The organism is Trichocoleus sp. FACHB-6 (assembly GCF_014695815.1).
GTDB lineage: Bacteria > Cyanobacteriota > Cyanobacteriia > Cyanobacteriales > FACHB-T130 > Funiculus > Funiculus sociatus.
This window is the reverse complement of the sequence record NZ_JACJOY010000072.1, coordinates 1-21,250: the sequence shown is the minus strand read 5'-3', so window position 1 is coordinate 21,250 and position 21,250 is coordinate 1. Positions and strand designations below refer to the sequence as shown.

General features: G+C 47.6%; 7 protein-coding genes. All 7 read right to left on the bottom strand.

Going from position 1 to position 21,250, the window contains the following annotated elements; all coding sequences use genetic code 11:
- Window positions 1-69: 69 nt before the first annotated feature.
- The 7 genes from H6F66_RS13265 to H6F66_RS13235 all read right to left on the bottom strand — a co-directional run bounded on the left by H6F66_RS13265 (window position 70) and on the right by H6F66_RS13235 (window position 20,032).
- Window positions 70-2,280 (bottom strand): serine/threonine phosphatase, encoded by a 2,211-nt coding sequence (locus H6F66_RS13265; RefSeq protein WP_190421957.1) that lies wholly within the window; start codon window positions 2,278-2,280, stop codon window positions 70-72.
- 459 nt (window positions 2,281-2,739) lie between these two features.
- Window positions 2,740-3,357, bottom strand: a complete 618-nt coding sequence (locus H6F66_RS13260) for an rRNA large subunit pseudouridine synthase E (RefSeq protein ID WP_190421955.1) — start codon at window positions 3,355-3,357, stop codon at window positions 2,740-2,742.
- Window positions 3,358-3,575: 218 nt separating this feature from the next.
- Window positions 3,576-9,236, bottom strand: a complete 5,661-nt coding sequence (locus H6F66_RS13255; protein WP_190421953.1) for an isopeptide-forming domain-containing fimbrial protein — start codon at window positions 9,234-9,236, stop codon at window positions 3,576-3,578.
- A 506-nt stretch (window positions 9,237-9,742) separates the two neighbouring features.
- The gene (locus tag H6F66_RS13250) at window positions 9,743-12,784 is read right to left on the bottom strand and encodes a DUF11 domain-containing protein (protein WP_190421951.1); all 3,042 of its coding nucleotides are present in this window, start codon (window positions 12,782-12,784) and stop codon (window positions 9,743-9,745) included.
- Window positions 12,785-12,891: 107 nt separating this feature from the next.
- Window positions 12,892-14,994, bottom strand: a complete 2,103-nt coding sequence (locus H6F66_RS13245) for an OmpA family protein (protein WP_190421949.1) — start codon at window positions 14,992-14,994, stop codon at window positions 12,892-12,894.
- A gap of 8 nt (window positions 14,995-15,002) precedes the next feature.
- Window positions 15,003-19,118 carry a hypothetical protein gene (locus H6F66_RS13240; RefSeq protein ID WP_190421947.1) on the bottom strand — a complete coding sequence of 1,372 codons (4,116 nt, stop codon included), beginning with the start codon at window positions 19,116-19,118 and terminating at the stop codon, window positions 15,003-15,005.
- Window positions 19,115-20,032: a DUF11 domain-containing protein gene (locus H6F66_RS13235; RefSeq protein WP_190421945.1), complete on the bottom strand. Its 918-nt coding sequence runs from the start codon at window positions 20,030-20,032 to the stop codon at window positions 19,115-19,117. The genes H6F66_RS13240 and H6F66_RS13235 overlap by 4 nt, the downstream gene beginning before the upstream one ends.
- Between the last annotated feature and the right edge of the window lie 1,218 nt (window positions 20,033-21,250).

Below are 21,250 nucleotides of genomic sequence, written 5' to 3'. Positions count from 1 at the left end.
TGCTCCGGAGTTTTGAGTTTTGTGCTTTAAGTCTTTAATTCAAAACTCAAAAACCAAAACCCCCAACTTTTAGAAAAGCTGCTGTTGCTCCAGGTCAGGTCGCACTTTCGCCCGGATTATCACTGCTGTAATGTTATCGTGACCGTTGTGCTGATTGGCCAGATCAATCAATTGCATCAGCCCCTGATCCAGGTTAGCTCTGGAACTGAGGAGAGGCAACAGGTGAGTTTGCCAATGAGTTTCAAGCAGGTCATTATCTGATAGACCGTCGGAACATAGAATTAGCAAAGTATCTTCATTAAGTTCGATAAACTGAACATCAGGACGAACAAACTGTTCATCTCGCGGCCCCAAGGCTTGGGTAAGCTGGTAGGCATCCGGGCGAGAGTAGGCGAGTGTGGGTTCTACTCCTCGCTGGATTTCCCGTTGACCGACTTCGTGATCCACGGTGACTTGCTCTAAACCGAGTTTGCGGCTAAGGCGATAGAGACGACTATCGCCGACGTGAGCGATCGCTACCTTAGTATCCTCCACCAACACCAACACCAGAGTAGTACCCATGCGGCCGCTGCCAGAGCGGGCGTTTTGTTGGTTAGTATCGTAAATTGCTTTGTTGGCTAAATGTATCGCTTCGCGGATGCTGTCTTCCGATGGCAGATGGTCTTGCCAATTAGCTTTGAAATATCGCTTCAGCGTGTCCACAGCCATCAATGATGCTACTTCCCCGCCAGCGTGACCCCCCATGCCATCGCAGAGAATGTATAAACCACGCGCCTGCACAGTGCGGCCTAATGGGGTTTCCTGCTTCTTGACTTGTGTCTGGATGCCGAAGTTGTCCTCATTGTGTTCGCGTTGTCGCCCAATATCGGTGTAACCAGCATCATCGAGACTGAGCAACTGCATGGGTAGGATGATGGTGGGCATATCATCGCCCTCGCTGCTGTCTGCTGATGTGGGCAAATCCTGACGACTGATTTTTTGTTGTTGGTTGGATTCGATTTCACTAGCGATCTCTTCTAGACGCGATCGCACTTCTGAAGCCGTGGAAATCTTACTCGCGCGCAAATCCCGAAACAATTGATCCAAAGAATTAAATTGCGTTCGTTGGGACTGGTAGAATAACCCCTGCCACATTTGCCCCAGATCGTGTAACGTTATTGGCGTATCTTCTGATTCTGCATACAACCTTTGCAGACACAGCGTTTGGTCTTCATCCACCCGCAGATTCGACAATTCCAGCAAACTCCGACGCATTTGCCAGGGTTCGAGTGATGCCCACAATTTTGCCATCTCATCTAGCCAGTACAAAATCTGCAACATTGGCATTTGGGCATTTTTCCACAGCTCAATGAGCAGAGGCAATTCGGAGCGATCTTCTAGTAGCACCACCGAAGTTTCATTTTCTTGCCACGCATCGTGAATTGCTGGCACAGTTGGGTAAAACTTATTGTGTAAATCCAAATATGCTCTAACTATGCCCGGAATGCTTTTGGCGGAGAGAGTGTCTTCTGAAGCTGTCATTGATTCTGACGTTGCACTATCAACGACAGCTTCCAGCAAAGACTGTTGAAACGGTTGAGTATCCAAAACTCTCACCATCACCTCAGTGACTCCAGAATTTTGAGGCGGACTATCCAGCAATTGATAACGCTTTTGCTGGTCTAAGTATGTTTGTTCTGGTGGCTTTGTTTCTTTGTCTGTTTCTGGAATACTGCTATCAACGCTCTGTTGCTCATCAGAAGTTTCCTCAGCCGGACTTAGGTCAATTGCTTCATTTGCTCCCAACGGTTGTGTTTGGTCATCACCTGATGAAACAGAAACCGTTGGTGATACTGGAGATGCAGTTGAGGTCAAATCGAGAGTGTCTTCTGCGGTCTCTACAGATGCAGGTGATACCTCTACCTTGGGGTTATCCAGTAACGGGACTGTGGTAATGTCTTGCTGTTCTACAAGAATTTCTAGTGGTATTGTCTGGACGACTGCGACATCAGACGACGGCTGTATTGTTTCAGTTGTAGAAACAATTTCTACAACCTTGTCGGTAGAATCTTCTGACGCTTCTGAAGTTGCTTGTGGGACAACTGACAATTTTGGCTCGATAGAAAGAATTGCCCATCTGACAGTTCCCGTCTTTTCACCACAATTTGGGCAATTTTCTAGATTAAAAGGCACATGAGTAGTGCATTGAGGACAAACTTTGTGGGTTAGGGAAGTTCCACATTTTTGACAAAACTTGTTGGTATTGGGGTTTTCAAATTGACACTGGGGACAAACAAGCATGGCGGAACTTCCTCAATTCCCTTGTGGTGTGCTGAATCGAAATAAAGACAAACTAACTGCTTTTCTAGTTTGCCATGTCGCACTCGAAGCTTCCAACCTCATTAGGCAGAAGTTTCTAGTATGCGTCAATAGACTTTGATGGAATGGCATTGGCTGGTTGAGAGGAAAAAATAAATTTCCGGCTTAAAGCTAAAGTAGGCTAAACTTTCAACACCTTGAAACGGGTTGTCAGTTATCAGCCTCGTAGATGCCCAGTGGCTTCTCGAAGAGTCCTTTATTGTAGGGCATGCCATTCGACTTTGACGCAATAGGCAAGCATAGCACCCGATGAGATATGCCTAGACTATAAGTTTTGCTTTTGTGTGATCGCGCTAGATAGAATCTAGCAACGGCTTTGCAGTCTAGCTACTACCTAGAGGTCTGCTTGACAGTTGTTCACCGATCGCTGACAACTAACAACTACTTAATGCGACTACCATTAGTCTGACATAGCTTCTTTAATAGTTCTAGCTCACCTAAGCTTAAATCCCGCCACTGTCCGGGGTCTAGACCAATAATACTCAGATGAGCGATCGCTACCCTTACCAGTCGCAAGGTCGGAAACCCCACCGCCGCCGTCATCCGCCGCACCTGGCGATTCTTTCCCTCAAACAAAGTCATCTCTAACCAAGCTGTCGGCACATTTTTCCGAAATCGAATCGGGGGATCTCTCGGTGGTAGCGATGGTTCTGCTGGCAACAACTTCACGTTTGCCCGTCGCGTCCGGTAATCTTGAATTACCACACCTTGACGCAAACGCTCCAGAGCATCTTCATCCGGAATCCTTTCCACCTGCACCCAGTACGTCCGAGGATGCCCAAATCGAGGATTACTCAAACGATGCTGCAACTGTCCATCATTAGTCAACAGCAGCAATCCTTCACTATCGTGGTCAAGACGACCCACCGGGTAAACATCCGGCACCGGGATATAATCCTTTAGCGTACTACGCTTAGCTTCTCCGATGCTATTGTCCGTGAACTGTGTCAAGACACCATAAGGCTTGTAAAAAAGCAAATATCGGTAGTCAGGAGTCATTGGGGATTGGGGGTTGGGGGTTGGCGAGAAACCCAACAAGCGTAATCGGTTTCATTCTTCAAAAGAAGCCTACTCAATTTCTGACAACTGGCATATCAGACATATCCGAAAATTAGGTTTTGACCCTTGATTTATCAGGGTTCTAGGTTAATTAGCGGATAAGTCTATTAGTGTGCTGGGTTTCGTTCTTCAACCCAGCCTACGAAATTTCTGACAAATTAATTAATCTTGACCCGGAAGCGGATAAAACCAAAGTTATTGCCAGAGGTGTTAGAAACATTACCCAAATTCAAAATAACTGCACCGTCAGGATTATTTTGACTAGGACAAGCATTACCCGGAGGTAAAGGCGCTAGCGGTGAGAAAAATGTCCCTGCATCTGTATCCGTCGAGTTAGTCACCGAACCCGTTGTCCCGGCTCGATTTAGCGAAATTCCGGCACCAACTCCAAAACTATTAGGGATAAACGTTGTCCCAGGTGGAATCAGGTCGCAGAATCTAACATTGTTAACTGAGCCAGTACCATCAGAGAGGAAATAGATGGTGTAGTCTACCTCATCGCCGCTTGTCAAAGGGGTTTCTTCTCCCAACTTACTCACTCCGATGGGCGACACTTGAGAAAAGCCGGGAGCATTGTCATTGGAATCAGCCGGATCATCCACAAATTGACCGAAATTGATACCACCCAGTGGTACACCGCCTCTGGTGGCATTTGTAATTCGCTTGATCAAACGCAGACGCGGTGATGGTGGGGAAGCGACGACCAGCACAGTAGGTTCATCATCTCCAGGATCGGCTAAGTTGCCAAGATTAACTCCATCATCTAATAGCTGTGGCACATCGTTTGCTCCGGCTACAGCATCTGTCAAAGAGTTATTGACGGTTCCGCCTGTGGATGTTGCACTGGCTTGGTTGCTAATTTGGACATCAGCCCCCGCCGTTATAGTGGCACGGAATGCGATCGCTATCCTGCCGCCACCTGCATTCAGTTGACCTCTAGTGGTGGGATTGGTCAGGTTGGTGTCGGTTGTGCCGTTGTAGCTGGGGTTTCCGGTTACTGTTGTCCCAGTTGTCGTAAAGCTATAACTGCCGGGAACAAACCTCAACTGGCTGGGGTTGATGCGGTCAATCGCTAAGAAGTTGCTAACGGCATCTGTGGGGTTAGTGTTGATGTAAGTGATGGTGTATTGTATGACATCGCCAGTGGTTATAGTGCCACTGCCATCGGTGTCGGCGAACAGACGCACGGATTTGGAACCACTGGGGGAAACAGGGTTAACAAAGTTAATAATGGTGGGGTCAGCACTACCTTGATTGGGTTGGTTGACGTTACCGCCAGAGCCAATATTACCGGGATTGCCTGGATTATCTCCGGAACCCGGTGCTGTGGGGTTTGTGGAGTTACTAGCATCAGAAAGTAGGGGTGTGCCGTTATCTCCAGCGTAGTTAGCGCGTGCTTGGTTAGTAATCGGATTAGCTGCTCCTAGCCTGAGACGGGCGTTAAATCTTAGGGTTACGGTGGCACCAGGGGGTAGGGTTCCTAGTTGGGTTAATGTCACAGGGTTGCCTGTGCCGTTGAAGTCGCTAGCTGGCAGACTTGCAGCAAGGGCAAGACCCTCTACAGTTATGGTATTTCTTAGCACCAGCAACTGAACGGGAATTACGTCGCTGATCACTAAGTTATTGATGGGACTCGATGTGGGATTTCTGACGATGATGGTGTATTGAATGTCATCGCCGATGGTGAGTGAGGTGGTATTGTCGTTGTCGCTGACAAAGCGGACGGATTTGTTGAGGGTGGGGACGGAAAGTAAGCCGATGGTTAATCCGGTGCGATCGCTTGGCCCTGTATCGCCGTAGGGGGATTGATTAATGCTACCTGGCGGCGTAACTGCATCGGTGGGTACTCCCGCGGGTGGGAATCCGGGTGCGGGAGAAGACGCGATCGCTTGGTTAAATAAATTTCCGGTAACTCCACTATTAACGGTGGCATCTACGGTGACGGTAATCGTGCCATTGGGCGCTAGGACAGCCCCAGCCGCGAGTAAAGTAGGTGCGTTCGTTCCGTTATAACTTGGGTTTACTGCTGCCACTGTACCGCTTCCAGAAGGGGTTACAGTAGGCGTTGCCGCGAGAGTCAATCCAGCAGGTAAGACATCGTTGATTTGGAAACTATTGGCAGCCCCGGCACCCGTATTGGTGTAAGTAATCGTATAGCGGACGCGATCGCCGGTCGTCACCGAACCCGTACCATCTGCATCGGTAGCTATAGCGACAGCTTTTGTCCCTGAAACCACAGGCGTTGCCACCACCGTCAACAATGTCGGATCGTCATCCCCAGTATTGCCCTGGTTTCCTTGATTAGTTCCATCATCCAATCCCTGCGGCAAATCCCTAGACCCTGCTACCGCATCTGTAATCGAAGGACTCAATCCTCCCACTGATGTTGCACTAGCTTGGTTGGCAATCGTCGTATTCGCCGCCGCCGTCACCGTAGCACGGAACTTGATGACCACCTGTCCGCCTCCTGAACCTAACGCCCCTGTGGGGTCAGCGTTGGTGAGGTTCGTGTCGGTTGTGCCGTTGTAATTGGGGTTCCCCGTCACCGTTGTTCCAGTTCCAGAGAAAGTAAAGCTATAACTGCCCGGAACAAAGGCTAACCCACTGGGGAGAGAGTCAGTTGCTAGAAAGTCAGTAATAACGTTGCTTGGATCGGAGTTCGTATAGATAACGGTGTATTCCACCACATCGTTTGTGGTCAAAACACCATTGTTGTCGGCGTCCGTGAATATACGTACAGATTTAGTTCCATTAGGTTCAAACGGGCTGACAAAATTGATGATCGTGGGGTCGCTAGGACTGCTGTTGGGCTGACTGACATTGTTGCCTGTGCCAACACCAGGATCGCCCGGATCGTTGTTAGTACCGGGTGCCGTCGGATTATTGCTGTCACTGGCATCTGTAAGTACAGGATTGCCACCATCGCCTGCGTAGTTTACTCTGCCTTGGTTAGTAATAGGACTAGCAGATCCTGGTTTGAGGCGGGCGTTGAAGGTAAGAGTCACGGTAGCACCCGCTGCCAGGGTTCCGGGATTGGTTAAGGCAACTGGATTCCCGGTGCCATCGAAATCATCGTTAGGCAGGCTGGAGGCGACTGTAAAACCTCCAGAAACATTGATGGTATTTCGCAGCACCCGCAACTGAACCGGAATCGCATCGCTGATGACTAAGTTATTGATAGGACTTGATGTAGTATTTCTAACAGTGATGGTATATTGCAGGTCATCGCCGATAGTAAGTGTTTGGGTGCCGTCGTTGTCGGTGACAAAGCGGACGGATTTGTTTGCCAGGGGTACGGGGACGGCACCAACTGTAATACCCGTGGGATCGGTAGCACCATTATTGGGGTATGGAGTCTGGTCGATGTTACCTGGTGGCGTGCTGGCATCGGTAGGCACTCCACTAGGCGGGAATCCAGGGGCATCTGAGGTGGCAGTAGCTTGATTGAATATGTTGCCAGTAACACCACTACCAACAGTAGCCTCTACAGTTACGGTGATGGTGCCATTTGTTGCCAGCACTGCCCCAATATCGAGTAGAGTATTTGTCCCAGCACCGTTGTAAGCTGGATTTACGGCGGCATTGGTACCAACTCCCGTTGGGGTGACGGTGGGTGTCCCAAATATGGTTAAACCAGCAGGGAGAGGATCGACTATTTGGAAATTAGTAGCAGCCCCTGAGCCTGTATTGGTGTAGGTAATTGTATAACGAACGCGATCGCCCGGAGTAAGCGAACCTGTTCCATCTAAATCTGCTGCTAGTGCTACAGATTTTGTCCCAGCAACAGCAGCAGCAGCAGCAATAGTGGTTGTATCGGTGGCGGTTTCATTGATGTTCGTGTTTCCACCCTGACCGTCTTGGTTAACAGGATCGGTTACATCCTTGGGTCGTACCACCGTTGCTGTGTTGCTTAATGTCCCTGTAGCTGTGGGAGACACTGTGCCTGTTACTGTGTAACGCGCCCTAGCTTTGCTATTCAAATTTACAGTAGTATCAATGGCATTTCCCGTACCATTAGCAGCACCACAAGCCCCCGTACCAGTTGCAATTTCGCAAGTCCAGCTTACTCCAGTAATTTGTGCCGGAACCGTGTCTTGTACCCCCACACCAGTCACGTCGCTAGGCCCATCGTTAAAAACTTCTATCGTGTAGGTAATCGGCGCACCCGCTGCTACAGTAGTTTGATTGTCTGTTTTGGTAATCTGCAAGTCAGCTGCTTTGATGTTGATACCGCCCATAAGACCTGTTGCGACAGAGGGGAAGTATGTCCAAGTATCAATACCTTTTTGGTCACCAAAGCCTGTACCACTATTGTTGCCAAATTGATGCACATTACCAGTAGCACTGTTCCCACCCACTAATAGCTTGATTGGATTCGGTCGCCCACCAGTAGTACCTAGAGGATTATTATTTCCATCGGTATCGTCGTAGTAGACAGTAGAGGGATTAGGGCTGCTTCCTGGCTGAGTTCGCGTGATAATTAATCCTCCGGAACCTTCTGCATCTAGCAATGGGAAGTGCGCTTCCCCAGCATTGATAGATAGTTGGGCGTTGTAAGTAAAGGTAGCCGCAGGTACAGGATTTCCCAGCCCATCCCTTCCGTCCCAAAATGCTGTATTAGATCCTGGTACGGCGGTACCTACAATTACTCTGTCAATTTGGTCGAGGTAATCACCATCGTTATTAACATCAATGGTGATGGTATAGCTTCCTGCGGAGGAATTAGGGTTATTGAACCTAAAGTTTCCACCTAGCGGTGAAGTACCAGCTTGATTCGGAGTATTATTTTCTGCTCCTGTAAAAGTGAAATCAGTACCAGCAGCAGGAAGTTGTGGGCTGGTTGCATAGCCCAGCACTGAACTTAGTCCTGATATTGCTGCCGGATTGGGACTGTTAAAGAATAGTTTATTAGTAAAATCCTGCGGCGTGTCTGGATCGTCAGGTTGCTGGAATGTTACCCCAGGAGGCAAGGGAAAAGTAGGCGGTCCCCCAATATTTATAGAGCGATAAAGTGCCTGTCCACCGGAAGTAAAGCCTCGGTTATTAGAGAAAAATATAAATCCGTTTGGATCGAGATTATTAGTATTGACGTTGTATTGGTAGCCGTCCCTTGTCTGAACGAACAGGTTTGAATTTACTTTACGAGTTGCTCCATTACCTCCTGTAAGAAGTGCCAAATAGTTACTAAATACACGACCATTTATATCAAGTGTAGAGGCGGCATTGGCGCGTACTGTAATATCCCAAATAGCAACACCACTGGCTTGATTAGCATTAAAATTGCCAGGATTATCTGCAATCCTGGCTGTAGGGGTTCCCTGAACGTCGGGAGCCGGATTCCCTCCAGCCGGACCATAGAATGCTACCTGATAAATTCCAGGGGTAGTAACTGTAAAAACGCAAGGAGTATATCCGCCTGCGGCCGGAAGAGGTCCAGCAAGTTCTTGGGCGCGGCTGGTAATTCTGCCTGTAGTAGGCTGGGAGGCTTGACAATCTAATAGGGGGGTTGTTGTCGGGGTAACGGTGACTCCAGGCGCAAATACAACAGCATTTCCGGCTCCCACACCAACGGCACTTGAACCCAAGTTAATAACTTCTCCAGCGTTGGCATAAACTTGCAGTAAAGTTCGACGAGGAACACCAGATATAAAAGCCTGAGGTCTCCATTCTGTTAGGGGTCTGGCTCCCCCTCCCGCTACTATTTGTTTGGTACCTTCAGCATGAGCAGGTTGCACCCATAATGTATAGGCACACACGGAAAGGGAAAGGCTGCAACCTAGCCAACTTCTACAGTGATTCAAAGTTTTGTTTGCTGCCATGTTTTTTTTATAGTTGGGTGCATAATGTGCCTAAGTCGGATTTCTTCGGTATCAATAATTTTGGATAAATTAGTTTAAAACAAAGCTGCGAATTCTTTTAAAAATAACTTTTATTTAGCAATAGTTCTAATTGTTAAATTTTTGATATTCGGATATTTTTACAGACAAAACCGACACCATAAAGAGGTATAAAAATCTCTTTTACGGCAAAAACTCCGCGATGAGGGCTTTTATTTTTTCAAAAAGTTATTTATATTTTTCTAAAAAATACCATTTTGTGCGCCTAGAAACAATAGAGATCGCTACTAAATTAAATTTCCAGAATCATCCCATATTCAAAAGCGATCGCTCTGACAATCAAAAAGCCAATTCAAGCCAAAATAAATTGCTTGGATCGTCATAAAGTAAAGCATGGATGCGATCGCTAAATCTAGGATTTTGTAATAATTTTTAGCGAACCATGTGAAGAAACTGTAAAGTTTGCAAAAAACAACCTATTGTCCGTATCAATTAACTTTGACGCGGAAGCGTACAAAACCAAAATTGCTACCACTTTGATTAGAAACATTGCCCAGATTAACAATTGCCGCCCCATCAGAATTAGTTTGGCTAGGGCAAGCATTACCCGCAGGCAAAGGAGTTAAGGGCGAGAAAAATGTCCCTTCGTCTGCATCTAAAACATTAGTTCGGGGAGCAACAGTTCCGGATTGATTCACAGAAATTCCGGCACCGACTCCAAAACTGTCAGGGATAAACGTTGTCGCAGCCGGAACCGGATCGCATAGTCTGACATTGTTAGCTGGAGCAGTACCATCAGAAAGGTAATAAATGGTATATTCCACCTCATCGCCGCTTTGCAAAGATGTCTCAGAAGCTAACTGGGAAACTCCTACTGGCGACAGTTGCGACCAGCCAGCAGCGTTATCATTGTCATCAGTTGGGTCATCCACAAAGCTTGCAAAGTTAACCCCCCTAAGCGGCACACCACCCCGACTAATTGATGTAATTCGCTTCACCAAACGCAGACGCGGGTTTCCAGCATTTCCACCTACGTTGACTACAGTTGGTTCATCATCCGCAGGATTAGGAAGGTTCCCCTGGTTATTACCGTCATCTATGACTTGAGGCAAATCGCCTTCATTTTGCGTCGCATCGCTGACAGATAAATCAACGGTTCCACCTGTAGATGTAGCAGTAGCTTGGTTGAGAATCTGTGTACCAGCTGGCGCTGTGATCACCGCTTGGAACTTGATAACCACCTGGGAGCCATTTCCCCCTAAATTTCCCAAAGATGTTGGGTTAGTCAGGTTCTGGTCAGTTGTGCCGTTGAAATTAGGATTTCCTGTCACCGTTGTTCCAGCACCAGAGGCGGTAAAGCTGTAACTCCCTGGAACGAAACGCAACTTACTGGTGTCGATGCGGTCAGTCACTAGCAAATTGGTGACTGGAGTAGGAGCTCCATTAAAGTAGGTGATGGTGTATTCAACAGTATCCCCAGTGGTGACGGAACCGCTAGCATCTGCGTCGTTGGATAGACGAACTGATTTGATGCCAGTGGGCGTGACTGGGTTGGGTTGAATAGTTGTAGTATTGGTTGACGTGTTGTTGTCAGGATTGGGGTCGGTGACATCATTAGGTCGCGTAACCGTTGCCGTGTTGGTCAATTCTCCAGATAGGGTAATGGGAGAGATGGCACCTTGTACTGTGAAAGTGGCAACAGCCCCGCTATTGAGATTTACCGTAGTGTTGATAGCATTCCCCGTACCGCTAGCTTGTCCGCAACTACCAGTACCCGTAGTAATGGCGCAAGTCCAAGTTACTCCGGTGATTTGAGCGGGAACAGTGTCTGTCACTGTTGCTCCGGTTACGTTAGAAGGGCCGTTGTTGGTGACGGTGATGTTGTAGGTAATGGGACTCCCTGCAACGACTGGGTTAGTTGTAAGGCTTTTTTGAATTTGCAAATCGGCTGCTGATATCCTGATGCCTGTTGTAAGATCAGTGACTGTAGAGGGGTAGTATGTCCACGTATCAATACCTCTGTCATTACCAAAGAGGTTAGTAAACCCATGAGCGCCATTAATACTGGAAACCCCTCCCAAAGCGTTTACAGGAGTGGGCGCTCCAGCAACTTGTTGATTATTAGTTAAAGGAGCGTCGTTATAGTAGACCTCAAAAGGATTGGGAGCCGGTAGTGTTGGCGCAGCTGGCTCATTGAGTCGTTCGATAATCAGACCTTCCGGGTTGTTTTCTGGGTCTAGAAACGGAAAATGAATTTCACCCGCACTGAGTACAATTTGCGCTCCGTAAGGGATATCTCTAGCAGAAACATTCACTCCATTGGCATCTAAGCCATCCCAAGGTACAGTGTTGACCCCAGGCTCTGCCACACCAACCAGTACGCGATCGTTGGCGTTGCCGTATGTACTGTCTCCATTGAGATCGAGAACAATTCTGAAACTGCCCTGTGAAGGGGTGTTAAAGCTGAAAGTACCTCCCAAGGGGTCAGTAGTACCAGCTTGACCGCTAGTCCCCTCTGTGCCTGTAAATGTAAAATCAGTGGGAGTAGGGGGTGCCACGGCTGGTGTTAGTAGCCATGTGCGACCGCCACTAGCTGGACTTATGGGCGCTTCCAGCGGCAGGCTTGGACTGGGCCGATTAAAGAAGATTTTATAGGTGACATCCGTCCCGAAATCTGGCTGATCCGGGTTATATACGTTACTTCCTGCAAGCGGAACAGATTGGTAAATTGGACCGCTGGTTGGATTTGCTGTGAAACCTTTGTTATTGGCAAAGAAGATAAATCCAAAAGGGTCGAGACGGTTCAGGTCGATTCGGTAGAGATAACCTTCATCGGTGAGAACAAAGCCTTGGGCATCGAGACTTTGCCCATTATCTCCCAGGTTGAGAGACAGATAATTTGCATAGGCTCGACCGGGGATAGCTGTATTTCCGTTGGCGACTGTGACATCCCAAGCTGTCACCACACCAACATTGGGCTGAGTCCAAGGCTCGTCAGCATTGCGTGCGGTTGGGTTGTCAGCATTGCCAATGGCATTAGGATTTGGGCTGATAAAGTCAATTTCCCAAATTCCCGCTCCTGCTTCTGTAGTCTGAGTTGGGGTAATTATACAGGGAGTGTAACCTACGGGATTGAGGGGGGCTGGACCTGCAAGCTCTTGCGCTCGGTTGACAATCTGACCGACTGCACCACAAGAGGTAAAAGTAGTCCTATTGGGCGGTCTATATTCGATCCTGCCACTTGTTCCTATACCGGCGGCACTGGAACCAAGATAGATTGTTTCTCCTGGATTCGCGTAAACTCGAATTCTGGTTCGACGCGGGATAGGAGTACCCAGAAAAGGATCGTTTCGATATTCTAAAAATGGGCGAGCGCCTGTGTTGTTGGTCAGTTCCCGACTGCCTTCAGCATATGCAACTTCACTACCAGTACTAATGGCACAGATGGCAAGGGCAAGGCTACCGCAAAGGCGACTCCAGCGGCTAAAGGGAGTTTGATTTGTTGGGGAATGCGGGTAAAGTTTCAACATCAAACTAACAGTTTCCTCACACTTGGTCTGGCAATATCATCAAAAAATAAAAGGCTCTCATAAAGAATTACTTTTTTCTTTTGCATGAGAGCATGAGAGCCTTTTTCCTACTCCAACTGCAAATCTTCTTCTTGGACAAACAGATCGATACCTCTGGTATCCCTGAAGATAAATTCGACGCGACGGTTACGGGCATGATCTAGACGGCTTCTTCCAACTACTCGCGGCTGACTTTCACCCAAAGCCCGAATTATCATTCGTTCTGGGGGAATTCCCTGACGCAGTAAGTAATTTCTCACAGCGATCGCGCGTCGATTTGATAAGTTCAGATTATAAGCATCGCTGGCTCTAGGATCGGTGTGTCCTCGAAGTTCAATGACGATTTGGGGATTTTCTCGTAAAACTTGGGCAATTCGGTTGAGAATTCTGGCACTCTCTGGACTCAGGGTGGCTTTATCGAGGGCAAAGTGTACGTTGGTTGGTACGCTAATTCTGATTGGTTCTGGCGGTGTGGGTTCTGGTTCTGGTTCTTCCGGCGGTTGCTGTACTACAGGCGGGATAGGCTCGGTGGTACATTGAGGAATTGTCCCCAGTCTGCTTCGCAATATATTCCTGCTAGTGAAGTTGGTGGTGGAAGAGAGGTTTACCCGGTCGCCGACTGGTGACGGGGACACAATTTCAGCATTGGCGGCGGCTTCAGAGGTACCGTATTTTGGGATGGTAGCGATCGCGCTCACTAATTCCCCTGGTTGCATCTCTACACTGGCGCTAAATTTCCCCTCTTCATCCGCTACAACTCTAGTCAAGGGTTCGCTTAAAGGGCCATAGGATATCCCGGTTTCTTTCTGAACCCGATAAATTGACACCTCTGAACCCGGATCGGCGGTGCCTAAGATATTAGTTGTAGTACCCAGCGTATAAAATTCGGAACTGATAAATTGCGGGGCATTTATGGCAGAGTTACCTGTATCAAGACGACGATTTTTGGAATTGCGTAGTGGGTTGGGGCCGTCTCCCCGTTGGTAGGCTTGTACGTTCACATTTTCCTGTGCTACTAAGTCAATGCTTAGACCCTCTAAGTTATTAAAACGATTACCAAGGATGATGTTGCGATCGCTCTTAGGATAAGCCGCCACCACCACACCAGGGCCAGTTTGATTGCTAATTTGATTATTATTCACCTGGTGGTCATCTCCCATCAGATAAACTCCTGCCCGACGAAAGCGGCGACCATTATATGTAATCTGGTTATCATTAATCTGCGCTGAGCCTTCCGGCTTGAACAAATAGACACCACTACCATCGTTTCCGCAAATCAAATTTGAGCTAATTTGAGCTTTTTCAATCTCTCCTTCCAATCGGATAGCATCCGGCATCCCAGCAATTCCATTACCAACAATGATGTTTTCTGTTACCTGCAAATTGTTGGCTTTTACAGCGCTAATTATCCCGCTACCGTCGTGGTAAGAAATTCGGTTTCGTCGGATTGTCGTCCCTAAGCTGTTAAACACATATACCCCAAATGCCGAAGTAGTTTGAGGCACTTTTTGATCTAGTGGAATCCCTAACCAGTTGTTCTCAATTACTACATTTTTTGGAGCATTTTCCGGTGTCTGTTTTCCTTGATCGCCAACAACTGCAACAGACTGAGGACTATCAATGAAAATATCTGCTGGTGGTAAAGTGGCAGTAGCCTCAAGACGAGACGTGAAACCGTAAAGACTCAAACCGCGAATTGTCACCCCATCAGCAACAATTGTTAAGCCGCGAAATACCTCTCGCTCGGCTGCGGGAGTTATTGTAACCGAAGGAATTGGAATTGCAATTTCCGCAGTTGCGGATTTTTCGGCATCATACCCCGGCTGGGTTGTACCATCTATCACCAATCCCGGAGAGGATAGGGGTGGCAAAACATCAACTAAGCGGATAGTAGTTTCTGCGGCTGGCAAATCAAAGGCAATTAGTGAATTACTGCCATTAATAGGTGAAACCAGGGTTTGTTCAGTGCTACTCAGACGCTCTAAGGGCAAAGTCCCATTGGAAATCTCAATAGCTTCGCGCAAAGTAAGAGCGCTATCAGGATTGACTGCCCCATCCTGATTACTATTAACAACAATCCTAAAATTTGCTGTTTGAGCAGTTACAGTTAAAGGCAAAAAGCAAAAGTAACTCGGCAAAAGAAAGAAGGTAAAAATAATTTTCTTTTTCATGTTTCTTTTTACTTTTGACTTTCTGTTGCTACAGGTTGCACCAAAGATTCTTGCTGTTGGGGTGGTGCAACTTTTTGTCGCCCAAAGCCGCCAAATAGCTCGTTTACCTTCAGCGTCAAACCGAAATAAATCCCACCATCCGACCGATAGCCGCTAAAATCGCGATCGTCCACACTACCAAAGCTATATCCCAACGAAGCTCGCAAATCAGGCGTTACATAATAACCCGCTTCTACCGCAAAACCTGTTTCGTTGAAATTCACATCCGGCTGACCAATCCAGCGTCCTTCTCCCGCTACATCCCAGCGGTAGCCCAATCGATAAGTCACCCGCATTTGTGTTAAAAACACGGTGGAAGAATTGCTGAAGTTGTTGGATAAATAAGTTTCGCTTTGGCGCACCGCCCCTTTACCGTAAAATTCCCACCGCCAGGAAGGAGCATATATCGCCTCAGCAGCAAAAACGTGCTCTGTGTATCCCGTACCAGTTCCTAACAGCAATGTTTCCGGAATTGTTGAAGGATTGCGGCGATATTCATAGCTGAGTAAAGCGTTAAATTTATCTGAGGCTGGGTTGCGGTAAGCCATGCCCAGCTTGATATCTACCGTGTCTCCCAATGCCCGTAATAATTGGTTTGCGCCATTGGCTTGTTGATAGCGGAACAAAGCAGTTAGAGAAGGTGAAAGTTTCCCAGCCGCACCCGCAGCGATAACAGTATTGTTACCACCAGATCCGGTACGATGTTCGACGCGGGCGGATGCTTGGAAGTTGGGGTTATCAGTGTATTCCAGCCCCACACTGTAGGCATCGCCGCCGATAATCCCCAAAGCAGAGGCACTTTGACCTGTGGCATAGGGTTGGGCAAATCGTTGTCCAGCAGCAGTGCGCCCAAACTGGTCACTGAAGATATGCTCGTAACCAAGCAGGACTCGTAAACCTGGGGCGATCGCCCAGGTATGATTTAAACCGACGGCTCCCTGACCAGTGATGCTGTTGAAGCCGCTAATAATCGAGTAGCGACCTGTGATAGAGGTGTTTTCGCCTATTTTCTGTTCTACGATTGTGTCTAAGCTGCTGATCGAGTCGCGCCCAAATACTCTTGTATTTACAAATTGGTGGGCAAGTCGCAGGCTTACGCCTTTCATTACCTCGTAGTCGAGTCCGAAAGTAGTGCGGTTGGGATAAAGCGGGTCGCTGTCGTCCAGGTTTAGCTCGTTTTGGGCACGGAAGGTGAGGGCGCGACTCAGGGGAATGTTGGCGCGGGAGACGATTTGGCTGGCATCACTGTCGAAGGTATCGCCAAGGCGATCGTCGCGGGAGCGATTGACGTATTCTAGGCTGAGATCGGCAGCACCAAGTCTTTGCAAAACCCCTGCGCGGATGGTGGTGAGGGAGTTATCGACTCGTTCTCCCGGTATGGGTTGGGGTTGGGGATCGAAGATGTCGAAAAAGTTGATCCTTTCGGCGGGAGCAATGCCAAAGTTAATTTCGTGGTCGTAGCTGGCACTTACTTGGGTGCTGGTAGTAACTTGGGTCGCGACGCTAGCGCCGTATCTAGTTTGTCCGGGGGTGAAGCTGGTGGTAGCGTTGTTGGCAAAGCCTTCTTCCACCGAACGGTAATAACCACGGGCTAAGATACTACGAGCGATCGCGCCATATGCTTCCAATCGATAGGCATTCCCTGTCACATTTCCCAAAAAGGGATTGTTGTTCCTTGAGTGGGCATATTCCCCAACAATTTGCCCGTCTTTCCCCAAGGGGACTAGGAAATCTGCCCCATACAGTTCAAAATCTTGCGCCCCTTCGTCTTGTCGCCAATAACTCGCCCCCAGCCAACTTTGTTGCCCAAACTCTTGCGAGAAGTTATATTGCAACCGCCCAGCATAGATATTCGTGCTGTCGCCTGGTGTAGCTTCATGCTGGTAAGTCACCACAATTCGCCGCACCTGAGTGACACCAAAGGGGTCAAACTCTGTAGCAAAGACGGGACGGCGGAACAGCAGTGTCCCTCGGTCGTAGTCAATTTCGTAGTCTGCACCGCGAAATAGTTGTTTGCGCGACGTAACGGTTCCGGGGCGATTAATTTCCTCTGTTTCTACAAAAACATTTTCGCTGCCAGGAATCAGCAGGCGGCGGGAGAGAAAGTAATAGCCGCTGGTGCCACTGGGAGCAATGGTGTCTCGCTGGAAGCCTTCGACATCCGGGCTATACAGGGCAGTAATTTGTAAATTGCCCAGGTTGTAGTTGCCCTTGAACCCGTGCAGTTGACGATTAGTGGCGCTATATAGTTGGGAGGCGCGGGAAAATTCTGTGGTGTTGTAGTCGCCCCACATCCCATAGTCTGGTTCGGAACCCGGAACTGGAGAAGTACGTTCCATCCGCAGATAGACGCTATCTGTGGAGGGGGTTAGATAATCGACTGTGGAGCTATCGCCGTAGACGGGATATTGTTGTTCGCAGAATTGGGGGCCTCGGAATAGGCGGGTGATGCCATCGCAGGTTTCGTTGAGGTTGCGGGCGCTATTATATGCTCCTGTAAATAGCCATTCCCCTACTTTGCCTGTGGCGAAGACAGCAGCGCTCAAATCAATGCCGATGCCTTCGTCGATGGTGTCGGGGTCGAGGAAATCGCGACGAGAACCCCAGTAATTTGTACCTCTAGATCCAATCCGTAAATTTATCACGCCCGAAGCTATGGATGGGCGTAGGTTGGTAATAAATTCTACCTGGGTAAAAGTTTCTAATTCGTTGCTGTAGTTAGCCTGTTTAGTGGGTAGTAAGTAGTCGCTTTGGGTAGGTAATCCTACTTGAGGATTGATGGGGCGATCGCTTTGTCTAGGTAATCCACCAACTTCAGGACTGATGGCTCGATTTTCAGTCAAAGGCGGCAATGCTGTTGGTGTGGAGCTATTTTCTTGCGTCCGATTGATTCGCTCAATCTGCTCTCGTTTCTCTGCGGTAGTTGTGGCAGCACGAATGCGGACTTTTTGAGCTTCCAAACCGGATTGCAGTTCGGCGGCAAATTGTCCTTCCTTGGCAACGACTTGAAATCCGGGTAAGTCTTTGTCGTCGTCAGCACCGATAAATTTACCCGCACTGGCAGTTAAAGTTACTACCGCATCTTGGCGGATTAATTCTCCGTTTTCATCGGTGATTCTGCCTTCCAGCTTAATTGTGGAACGACCATCAGCGCGAACGCGGGCATCTCCGACTGGAGAGATTTCTATGCGCTCGGTTGTGTCTTTAACATTTAATTGGAGAGTAACTGGCGTGCCTTGTGCAGCTTGGATGGCGATCGCGTTCTCGCCTTTCTCCAAAGCAATGTTATACCAAACCTGAGTAGTAATATTCTGTGCCTCGTTTCGCTCAACACTAGAGCGAATTTTAGGATCGAGAGGCTTGTTGTTGACGGTGACTTGTATCTGAGACTGGGAATTGTACTGAACTACAAGGTTAGTGGAACGCGCTCCTATTTCTTTACTCTTGGGGGCAAGAATCCGTACTTCTGTGGGTGATAAAGTGCTTTCATTGCCGGATTCTTCAGGTTGAGCATTAGTTGGCGATACAGATTCCCTCAGTTCGCTGTTAGTTGGCGTTTCCTTTGTAGAACCCTGTGTTTCCTGGGGTATTGGGTTGCTGGGCGATTCGGATTGGGCTAACTTTTTAACTTCTGTTTGATTTCCTTGTTTCCCCTCAAAACGCGGGGAAGATAAAAACCTTTCCTGCAAAACGGGTAAAGCCGCTGGTGTTGCAACCTGCGTTTGTTGAGGAAGAGAGTTTTCATGCAAAAGCAAGTTAAGCGGTAGCGCTGCTGTATCCGGCTCCTCCCCAATCGCTTCCTGAAGTCCGTAGAGAGGCAACGTTTGGGGTAAATTCTCTGCTGGTAAGACTTCTAAATTTTCTGTTGTCGTTTCTTCAGTAGCTGTCTCCTCAGTAATGGGAGCAATTTCTGCATCCGAAATTTCAAATCCATCTTCGTTTGCTTTATCCGAAGATTCTACAGGCAGTTCCAGAGCCTTAACAGATCGGGGAAGCAGAAAATAAACTGTAAAAACTAAAAACAAAGAAAACGAAGAAAAGATTTTTTCTTTTGCTTTGGCATGATTGCCTTTTGCCTTATTCATGGCTGCCCCTCGCCATACGCGGGTGTCACTCCGAAATTCATTCTTACCAGTCCTCCTGGTTGCAGCTGCACCAAGCGAGACTGACTATTGCGCTCAATAAAGCGTTTGTTTGGAGCCAACGTGTATCCCGGCAGACTGGTTAAGTCCAGAGTGCCTGTACGATAACCGGATAGCACATTGGCTAGAGAAAACAGCCCATTCGGATCGGTGGTGATGCGGTTGCCGTCATCCATAAAAATTACGGCATTTGGCACTCCAGGCTCTCCTGGCTGCTGTTCTCCGTCAAAGTTTTTATCGACAAATACCCGCCCAATTAGGGTGCCGCAGTCTGATAAAATTCCGGGTCTAATGCGTAGCTGATGCGTGGCGATGTTGCTCCTGGCTTCCTGAGCTTGATTTTTCCCGTCACCCCGCACTGCGTCTGGTGTCACTACGGCGGCATAGACAATGTTCAATGTCTCATTGGGAGCCAATCTGGGATAAATAAAGGTAATTGTCCGGTTAGAGGTGCTAGCTGGCTGTAATGTTACTGGAGTAGTTGAGGTGCCAGTAGAGAGAGAGCCTTGCAAAGCTTTAGGCAAATATTGCAAACCGACAGGCAGTTTGTCTGTGATGACGATGTTGCTGGCGGCTGCTGTACCAGTATTTTTCAGCGCGAGGCGGTAAATAACGGTATCGCCCGGTTCAGCTGCCGCGCGATCGCCTGTTTTAATCAACTCTAGTACAGCTTGTCCTGCTGTAAGCGTTGTTTGATTCGATTGCACGCCGCCTGGTGGCAGATTGTCACCATTAGCTGAAGCTGAATTTAAGATTTCAACTGAGCCAACAGGTAACGACTGATAGGCAATCGAACAAGTCAATATGACTGTTAGAGGTAGGTAGATACGCTCTAACAGATTTAACAGGTATTTCATCAGCAAAAATAACTAAATAAAACACCCCATTGCTGGACTGTTCAAGAATTTGAGGCGTAGATTACCTGATGATTTATAACAATAGATCCCCGATGAAGTGAAAGTTTAACATGACCAGGTTGCTACGACAATATATCTGAAATTTATTTGCTTCGCAAGAGGATTTTCTGAGCCGTTTAAAATTTTACACTAAAGTTATTGCTTCTGCTTTGAGCTAAATTTCCTACTTTCAGTGCTTATAAGAATAAGTGCCTTGTTTTGGTTCGGCTGTCTTGATGACAGCAGATTCAAAGACAAGGTAGAAAGCGATCGCTTTATCCCTACGCAAGGCTATAACACCAATGAAGCTTCTAGCGTAGCATGACGGACATCAACCTCCGGTAAGTACATACTTAGGTACTAATACACCATAATTGCAATTGGTGGCAAATCTTCTACACCCTGTAATAGTAACTGCCGCTGGGATCGAGAACCAAACAGACGGATATAATATTAACACCTATCCAGAGAATTAGATGCTTGGGTTCAAGATTAAGAATTATTTCAACGTAACTTGCACCTCAAGATAACAATAGCCTAATTTACTAAAATTCAGCCAAATTGCTGATTTTGTAGGGTGTTTTATCAGCAATTTGGCTGAATTAATTGTTATGTTCTTTGGTAGGGAATATCACAACCAAATGCCAAAAAAATACCTATTTTGGAGAAAATTGGTAATCTTTGAGTAACAAATGGGAGTAATCGCAATACTTCTGCTTTAACATTAAAGGCGCAGCTACACGGACAAAGGCGGCTGAAGTTGCAGTAAGGTTTGTATTTTTAGCTTTAAGTGAACGATATTAACCAATACCCTTAAAATATTGCTCAATACAGGGAATGGGATTTAATTGGCCTAAACTGGAAATAAATTTCTGCCTCTGCTTGTGTCAGTGACATTTCTCTATACAGCGCTGTTCGGGTGAGTGAGATACACAGATCCCCAACTTCTCCAAAAAGTCTAGGATCTCTCCACATAGCCTGTACTTCATCCGACTGCAAGCCGCTGTATAGCGTTTCTGAGTTGAGTGGAATATATCGCGGTTCTGATTTTCGGGCTACCAAGGTTAGAGGATGTTTGAAAAGTGGTGAGGGGTTAAATATTATGCCAACCGCCTGACCATGATACGGATCATTGCCAGATAAATAAAAGTCTCCGATGTTTCTGGCAATAACTCATAA